Annotated in this window: 3 protein-coding genes; all 3 read right to left on the bottom strand. The window is 62.0% G+C overall.

The features are described from left to right. Positions 1–2,599, bottom strand: a 2,599-nt coding sequence (locus tag ACJWXQ_RS11165) for a M16 family metallopeptidase (protein WP_406672825.1), incomplete at its 3' end; no start/stop codon positions are given. Between the two features lie 120 nt (positions 2,600–2,719). Continuing rightward, on the bottom strand, positions 2,720–4,198 hold the full coding sequence (locus ACJWXQ_RS11160; protein ID WP_346050920.1) for a cobyric acid synthase: 1,479 nt from the start codon (positions 4,196–4,198) through the stop codon (positions 2,720–2,722). Next, positions 4,195–5,508: a cobyrinate a,c-diamide synthase gene (locus tag ACJWXQ_RS11155; RefSeq protein WP_406672824.1), complete on the bottom strand. Its 1,314-nt coding sequence runs from the start codon at positions 5,506–5,508 to the stop codon at positions 4,195–4,197. Before ACJWXQ_RS11155 ends, ACJWXQ_RS11160 begins: the two co-directional genes overlap by 4 nt. Between the last annotated feature and the right edge of the window lie 245 nt (positions 5,509–5,753).

The following is a 5,753-nucleotide window of genomic DNA, read 5'->3' as shown; positions in this document are numbered from 1 at the left end:
GTTCGCTGTCGCTGCCACGAGACACCTGACGGTTCTGGAGCCAGCCGTCACGGCCGGCCTCGAGCTCGTCCTCGGTGAAACCGTCCTCCACCACCTTGTCGAGCTCCTCGCGCAGTACCGACAGCAGGCGATCCCGGTTCTCCGGCGCATAGAAGGCAAAGTTCAGGAATTGGCCGGAATCCTCGCGGGGATGAGCCTGGAACGCGGAGCCCACGCCATAGCTGATGCCTTCCTGGTTGCGGATGCGCTCGGCCAGACGGGAGCTGAGGAAGCCGCCGCCAATCAGATGATTGGCCATAGCCACCGCAGGATAGTCTTCGTGATTATCACCCACCATGATCCGCTGGGCAGCCGCCAGGGCGGCATTGGCCCGGTCCGGGGTGTCGATCACGACGGTCTCGCCTTCCGGGTCGTGGAAGTCGGCAGGAATCCGCTCAAAGGGCACTTCAGCCGTCCAGTCGCCGAGACGACTTTCCAGCTTGGCGACCATCTCGTCCGGATCGAAACTGCCGATCAGCACCAGAATGCCATCACCGGCGCCATAGAAACGCTCATGGAAGGCCGCAAGCTCGCCGAGTTCCAGCGCTTCCATGGCTTCCAGGCTTTCCTCGATGGTGGCGGCATAGCCCGGATGACCGGCTTCACGACCGCTCATGCGGTTGCCGATGGTGGCGAAGGCCTGTTGCTGGGGCTGGGTCCGTGCCTCCCGCAGGCTGTTGATCTGGCTGCGGCGAAGCTCACGGAACTCGCTTTCATCGAAAGCAGGTTGACGCAGGACCTCGGTTGCCAGGTCCAGGACAGCTTCAAGCTGGTCCCGGTTGGTGTCCAGGGTTGCTGTCACCTGATTGCCCGCACCGCCCACATTGAGACTGGACTGCAGCTCGTCGAGCCGATCCGAGATTGCCTGGCGATCCCGCTCGGTGGTGCCGCGCATGAGCATGGAGGCAACCATCTGGGAGGCGGTCCGCTGCCCATGAAGGCTTTCCTCGTCGCCCATTCGCAGCTGAATGCGCCCGACCACGCGGTCCCCGCGGGTCTGCTTGGGCAGCAAGGCCACCTGCATGCCATTGGACAGCTCGCGGTGAATCAGGTGAGCCTGGACATTCTCCGGCGTGGGATCGAAGGCCTCACCGGCCACCCGGCCCTCTTCCACGAACTCATGGGCAGCCAGCATGGCGTCGAGATCATCCACTTCGGGGATCTCGGTACGCTTGGGCTCGCTGTCGGGAATGAAACGGCCAACACTGCGATTGTCACGGCGCAGGTACTTCTCGGCCACCCGCTCGATATCCTCTGCCTCGACCTCCTGAATCCGATCGCGATGCAGGAAGATCAGGCGCCAGTCGCCGCTGGCCGCCCATTCGGTCAGGCCAATGCCGATGCGCTCGGAATCGTTGAGGGTCTGGGTTTCCAGGTTACGTAGCCGGGAGCTGCGTGCACGAACGGCTTCCTGTTCGCTGATGCCGTTCGCCAGGACCTCGTCCAGGGTCTGGCGGAACACGGACTCAACCTCATCCAGGTCCTGATCGCTGTCGACCTCGGCAAAGGCCAGCAGGACGCCCGGTTCTCTCAGACTGAACGCAAAGGTGCCCACCTGAGTGGCCAGCTCGCTATCAACCAGGGCCTGATGCAGGCGCCCGGAAGGCTGATTGCCGAGCACATGGGCCAGCAGGTCGAGCGCGGCAAAATCCGGGTGCGCCCCCGCCGGGACATGATAGCTGGCCATGAGATACTGGCTGTCCCCGGAACGGCGCACGGTCACGGTGCGCTCGCCGTCCTGGGTGGGCTCGCGGGTGTAGGTGTCCCAGATGCGAAGCTCTTTCTCGCGATCCGGTGCCGGAATCCGCCCGAAACTGTCGGCGACCATATCGAGCGCCTTGTCAGTCTCGAAATTACCGGACACCACCACCATGGCGTTATCCGGCTGATAGTAGCGGTAGTAGAAGTCCCGCAGCCGCTCGATCGGTACGCCCTCAATATCGGAGCGGGCACCGATGGTACTGCGGCCATAACCGTGCCACTCATGGGCGACGGCCATGGTGCGCTGCATGAGAACCCGGAAGGGATTGTTCTCGCCAATCTCGAACTCGTTGCGGACAACACTCATCTCGGAGGCCAGGTCCTCGCCGTCAAAATTGGCGTTGACCATGCGATCGGCTTCCATGGACAAGGCCCATTCCAGGTTCTCGTCGGAGGCCGGAAAGGTCTGGAAGTAGTTGGTCCGGTCATACCAGGTGGTGCCGTTGGCGCGACCACCCTTTTCCGAGATTTCCGAGCGGATATCCGGATGCTTGTCGGTGCCGTAAAAGAGCATGTGCTCCAGCAGGTGGGCCATGCCGGTCTCGCCATAGCCCTCATGACGGGAGCCGACGAAGTAAGTGGTGTTCACGGTCACCGAACTCCGGCTCTGGTCCGGAACGAGAAGCACCTGCATGCCATTATCGAGGCGATATTCGGCAATCCCCTCAACGGTGCGCACGTGCTCGACCTCACCCGCCGCTTGCGGACGATCCATGCCGGCCGCGCAAGCGCTGATGATGGCAATGGCGAACAGCAGACTGACAAAGGCTGCTGTTCGACTCTTGAATACTGCTAACATTGGGAACCCCCCGAGGTTACTCATCCAGTGGAAGTGGCTTAGTGTATTACATCACCAAGGCCAGTCAACTGGAAATTGGCTTTTATTGCGAATTGCTTCGTACTGCAGGCAGGCAATGTATCACGCAGGCCGCCGCCGGCCACCCTCCAGGTCCAGAACCGAGTGCAGCCATTGGCGGTCCAGATGAGACTCGACCAGCTCAGCCAGGCGGTCCAGTTCGCGTTCACGATGGTGGTGATAGTCTGTCGCCACTCCCTCGCTCTTGAGACCTGCCCATCGCAGCAAGGACTGGCAGGCGGGCCCCTGCTCGAAAATCCCGTGCAGATAGGTCCCGATAATCTGGCCATCGGGACTCCTTGCCCCGTCAGGACCAGTCTCCAACTGGCATAGCGGTGAACCAAGGGCGGGGCCTTCGCTGATGCCGTTGTGGATTTCATAGCCTGATACCGCTTCACTGCCAGGGATCAGCCTTCCCCGGCTGCGGCGCCGCTGCTTCTCCGGCATCAGGCGGGTGGTCATGGGCAGCCAACCGAGGCCGCGGCCCTCCCCCGCCTCCCCTTCAACTCCATCCGGATCGGCGATCACCTGACCCAGCATCTGAAAGCCGCCACAGACCCCCATCAGCCGACCGCCATAGCGCAGATGTCGCTCCAGTCGGTTTGGCCAGCCCCTGGAACGCATCCAGTCCAGATCGGCCCGACTGTGCTTGCTGCCCGGCAAAATAATCAGATCCGCCGCCTCACAGTCATCCGGGTCACGGGCAAAGGTCAGGCTCACCTCGGGATGCAGGCGCAAGGGATCAAAATCCGTGTGGTTGCTGATTCGTGGCAGGGCCGGCACCACAACCCGCAGCCCTGGCGCCTCCCCTTCAACGCCCTGGGTACTGATACTGTCTTCGGCATCCAGGATCAGTCGTTCCAGATAGGGCAAGGTCCCGACTACCGGTTTGCCGGTGTAGTGCTCAAGCCAGCTTCGTCCGTCACGCAACAGGGCCATGTCACCCCGGAAGCGATTGATGACAAAGCCCTTGATCCGGGCCTGCTCGCTGGACGACAAGAGCGAAAGGGTCCCGACCAATTGCGCGAAGACCCCACCGCGATCAATATCCCCCACAAGCAGCACCGGGCAGTCCACCATTTCGGCGAAGCCCATATTGGCAATGTCATTGGCGCGCAGATTGATCTCGGCGGGACTGCCGGCGCCCTCGACAATGATCACATCGTGTCGTGCCGACAGGGCTTGCCAGGCATCCAGAACGGTCTGCCGGGCCTCGGCCTTGAAGGCGTGATAGTCCAGGGCCTGCATGTTGCCGTGGACCCGGCCCCGGAGAATCACCTGTGCATCCTGGTCCGATTGGGGCTTGAGCAGAACCGGATTCATGTCGCTGTGGGGCTCCAGTCCACAGGCCCGGGCCTGCAATGCAGTGGAACGACCGATCTCGCCCCCATCCACGGTCACGGCACTGTTGAGCGCCATGTTCTGTGGCTTGAAGGGAGCAACCGAGAGTCCCCGGCGGTGAAGCCAGCGACACAGGGCCGCGACCACGGTGCTTTTGCCCGCATCGGAGGTGGTGCCCTGGACCATCAGCGTTCGGCTCATGGGCGTAAGAAGAGTGCGGCGGCGGCTGTGGGGCAGGACGGGAAATAGCTGTGAAAATAACTCGCCGTCAGCGAGCCATGCCGATAGATCGCTTCACCGGCACTGTCGAAACGCTGGCGCCGGGTGTGGGTCACGGGCGTCAGCGAGGTTTTCACCCTGGAATGGTGGAAGGTGTGGCCGCGCAGACTCCCTTGCTCGGACTCCAATGACTGGATTCCGAGTCCGACCAATTGCCCGGCCATGATGCTCTCGCCGGGGAGCAGACCGGCCATGGCGTGTCGCTTCCCCTCCTGGTCCACCAGGGCCTCCATGCAGGCCATCATCCCGCCGCACTCGGCCAGAATGGGGCGCCCGGCCTCGTGATGGGCCTTGAGAGTTGCCTTGAAATGCCCGGCTCCGGCCAGGGTCTCGCCATGGAGTTCGGGATAGCCACCGGGCAGCCAAAGGGCATCGGCGTCGGGGACTGCCTCATCCGCGAGCGGAGAGAAGTAAAAGAGCTCGGCACCCATCGCCCTCAACAGGTCTTCATTGGCCCGGTAGATGAAGGCAAAAGCCGAATCACGGGCGATGGCGATGCGCTTGCCGACCAAATCATCGGGCGGCGGCGCGGGCTGACGGGCAGTGAGCTCGATCTCCCTGGGCAAGCGACTCAGCCCGGCTTCCGCCAAGACCTGAGCAGCCTGATTCAGGCGTTCATCCAGATCGCTGATCTCCCGAGCCTGGACAATGCCCAGATGACGGTCGGGAATGTCCATGGCAGGATGTCGAGGAATACCGCCCAGCAGGGTGATGTCGGGCGGCAGACTTTCGGCCAGCATCTCTCCGTGCACCGCTCCGCCGATGCGATTGGCAATCACTTCCCTGACGGTCACATCATCGCGGTAGCTGGCCAGGCCGAGAGCCACGGCACCAAATGTCTGGGCCATGCCGCCGGCATCGATCAGCGGCAATGCGGGCATCCCCGCCAACACGGCCAGGTCGGCGCTGGAAGGGGCACCGTCATACAAGCCCATGGAGCCTTCCACTAGCACCAGATCCGCCTCGGCGGCCGCCTCGGCCAGTCGCCAGAGGCATTCACTCTCGCCGGTCATCCACGGATGCAGTTGGTAGACCGGATTACCCGAGGCCACTTCCAGGACCATGGGATCAAGATAATCCGGTCCATGCTTGAAAACCCGGACATTCAAACCGGCATTGCGATGCAATCGAGCCAGGGCCGCCGTCACCATCGACTTCCCCTGCCCCGACCCCGGCGCAGTAATCAACGCCACCGGCGCTTTGCCTTTTATCTGCTCTTGCTCATTCATCATTGAAATCTTTATCTCGCGCAGAGACGCAGAGGCGCTGAGAATGCCTAATCAAATTCATAATGACTGCCTCGCGCAAAGACGCTAAGACGCAAAGAAAAACCAAAGTTGTTGTGACTCCTGTCATCGCACCGTCGCTTGTACGTTGACTAAGCTCTGCCCTTTACAGTAGAAACGCTTTTCCCTTAGCGTCTTTGCGCCTTTGCGCGAGGCAATATCTTTTTCTTTTCTCTGCGCCTCTGCGCGAG

Origin of the sequence: Natronospira sp., from assembly GCF_007134575.1 — a bacterium.
GTDB lineage: Bacteria > Pseudomonadota > Gammaproteobacteria > Natronospirales > Natronospiraceae > Natronospira > Natronospira elongata.
This window is presented reverse-complemented; position numbering and strand designations above follow the sequence as displayed.

Bases quoted from the DNA above. Each gene is read 5' to 3' on its own strand.
- ACJWXQ_RS11160 (WP_346050920.1), bottom strand. From the start codon at position 4,198: ATGAGCCGAACGCTGATGGTCCAGGGCACCACCTCCGATGCGGGCAAA.
- ACJWXQ_RS11155 (WP_406672824.1), bottom strand. From the start codon at position 5,508: ATGATGAATGAGCAAGAGCAGATAAAAGGCAAAGCGCCGGTGGCGTTG.